The organism is Streptomyces sp. NPDC058459 (genome assembly GCF_042721685.1).
Classification (GTDB): domain Bacteria; phylum Actinomycetota; class Actinomycetes; order Streptomycetales; family Streptomycetaceae; genus Streptomyces.
Genome location: NZ_JBHXLV010000380.1, coordinates 1 through 2,623, shown reverse-complemented (window position 1 = coordinate 2,623; position 2,623 = coordinate 1). Strand labels below are relative to the sequence as shown.

Sequence of the window (2,623 nt, the reverse complement as noted above, 5' to 3'; positions counted from 1 at the left end):
GGAACGCCCCGCCCCCGCCTCCTCGGTGGTCGCCGCACCCGACACCGAGGACCGGGTCGAGCTGCACTCGCTCGGCACCGGCCGCCGCCCCCGCGCCGCGCTCGCCGTCGGCACCGCCACCGCCCCCGGCACCGCCGAGCGCTACGCCGTGCACTCCGCCATCGCCCTGCTCACCCTCACCACCGAGCGCTCCCGCTCCCTGCACGCCGCCGAACAGCGGGTCGGCGCTGCCGTGCTGCGCATGCTGCTCGCCGGGGAGCCCGACCACGCCCGCGCGGTCGCCGGAGACCTGTACGGCGGGCTGCTGGACGCGCCGTTCCGGCTGCTGGTCGCCGAGACGGCGCCGCGCCAGGGGACGGACGGCGACCCGCTGGACGCCCTCGCGGAGGCCGCCGAGTCCGCCGCCGCCCGCTCCGGGGAAGCCGTCCTGGTCGTACCCGAACGCGAGCGCCTGGTGGTACTCGCCACCGACGGCGGCACGGCCGTCGCCGCCTGCACGGCGTACGCGGACGCGCGGGAGGCGGCACGGCTCGTCCCGGAGTCCAAGAGCGGCGAGGAGGGCGCGCTCGTCGTCGGCCTCTCCGCCCCGGCCGGCCCCATCGGGGCCGCCGCCGCCTATCGGCAGGCCGAGCAGGCGCTCTCGGTCGCCCGGCGGCGCGGCCGGGTCCTGGTCGAGCACGAGCACGTCGCGGCCGGCTCGGTGCTCCCCCTGCTGGCCGACGACGCGGTACGGGCCTTCGCCGACGGCCTGCTGCGCGCGCTGCGCGACCACGACGCGACCGGCCGCGGTGACCTCGTCGCCTCCCTGCGCGCGTGGCTGTCCCGGCACGGCCAGTGGGACGCGGCCGCCGCCGACCTCGGCGTGCACCGCCACACCCTGCGCTACCGGATGCGCCGGGTCGAGGAGATCCTCGGCCGTTCCCTGGACGACCCGGACGTCCGGATGGAACTGTGGCTGGCCCTGAAGGCAACCTCGGGGGAGTAGCGGACCCCGCGCCGACCCCGCCGAACCGTAGCAACGCCCGCCCGTTTCCGTACGACTCGGACAAGCGACCGTCGCCCGGGCCCGTCCTACCGTGGATCACGCAACGCCACACCCCCCGACGCGGAAGGGCCGGACCCGCACATGACCTCCACCCACGCCTTCTGGCTGGCCGGACGCCCGGCCACCGGCGAGGACAGCTTCGACGTCACCTCCCCGTGGGACGGCCGTGTCGTCGGCCGGGCGAGCGTGCCCACCGACGCCCAGGTCGAGGAGGCCGTGGCCGCCGCGTACGCGGTGCGCGACGAGTTCGCCGCCGTGCCCGCGCACGTCCGCGCCGCCGCCCTGGACCATGTGGCCAAGCGGCTGGCCGAGCGCAGCGAGGAGATCGCCCAGCTGATCTCCGGCGAGAACGGCAAGCCCGTCAAGTGGGCGCGCGGCGAGGTCGGCCGTGCCGTCTCCGTGTTCCGGCTCGCGTCCGAGGAGGCCCGGCGGTTCAACGGCGGGGAGGCCCAGCGGCTCGACACCGACGCGGGCGGCCAGGGCCGCATGGCGCTGATCCGCCGCTTCCCCAAGGGCGTCGTCCTCGGTATCGCGCCGTTCAACTTCCCGCTGAACCTGTGCGCGCACAAGGTCGCCCCGGCCATCGCCGCCGGTGTCCCGATCATCCTCAAGCCCGCCCCGGCCACCCCGCTGTCCGGCCTGGTCATCGGCGAGCTGCTGGCCGAGACCGAGCTGCCCGCCGGTTCCTGGAGCGTCCTGCCGGTCGCCAACGACAAGATGCCCGCGCTGGTCCAGGACGAGCGCCTCCCGGTGATCTCCTTCACCGGCTCCGAGCGGGTCGGCTACGCGATCATGGACTCGGTGCCGCGCAAGCACTGCACGCTGGAGCTGGGCGGCAACGGCGCGGCCGTCGTCCTCGGCGACTGGGCGAGCGACGCCGACCTGGACTGGGCGGCGACCCGCATCGCCACCTTCTCCAACTACCAGGGCGGCCAGTCCTGCATCTCGGTGCAGCGCGTGATCGTGGACGGCGCGGTGTACGAGCGGCTGCTGCCGCGCATCGTCGCCGCCGTCGAGGCCCAGGTCACCGGTGCCCCGTCCGACGACAAGACCGACGTCGGCCCGCTGGTCAGCGAGGCCGCCGCGCAGCGCGTGGAGTCCTGGGTGAACGAGGCCGTCGAGCAGGGCGCCACCCTGCTCACCGGCGGCGAGCGCGACGGCACCACCTACGCGCCGACCGTCCTCACCGACGTACCAGCCGGCGCCACCCTCGCCACCGAGGAGATCTTCGGACCGGTCCTCACCGTCACGAAGGTCGACGGCGAGGCCGAGGCGTTCGCCGCCGTCAACGACTCCAAGTACGGCCTTCAGGCAGGCGTGTTCACCCACGACCTCCAGACCGCCTTCCGCGCCCACCGCGCCCTTGAGGTCGGCGGCGTCGTCATCGGCGACGTGCCCTCCTACCGCGCCGACCAGATGCCGTACGGCGGCGTCAAGCAGTCCGGCGTCGGCCGCGAGGGCGTCCGCTCCGCGATGGACGACTACACCTACGAGCGCGTCCTGGTCCTCACGGGCCTCGCCCTCTGACCTGCCACGGACAGGTCCCACCGGAACGGCCGGAGCCCGCTGTGCGGGGGC

General features: G+C 75.3%; 2 protein-coding genes. Both read left to right on the top strand.

Annotated features, from left to right (window positions below; all coding sequences use genetic code 11):
- Positions 1–985, top strand: a 985-nt coding sequence (locus ACFWN1_RS32840) for a PucR family transcriptional regulator (protein WP_384370280.1), incomplete at its 5' end; no start/stop codon positions are given.
- A 141-nt stretch (positions 986–1,126) separates the two neighbouring features.
- A complete protein-coding gene (locus tag ACFWN1_RS32835) occupies positions 1,127–2,572 on the top strand; it encodes an aldehyde dehydrogenase family protein (protein ID WP_384370277.1) in 1,446 nt (481 codons plus the stop codon).
- Positions 2,573–2,623: the final 51 nt, after the last annotated feature.

Coding starts and splice junctions, on each gene's coding strand:
- ACFWN1_RS32835 (WP_384370277.1), top strand. CDS start 1,127: ATGACCTCCACCCACGCCTTCTGGCTGGCCGGACGCCCGGCCACCGGC.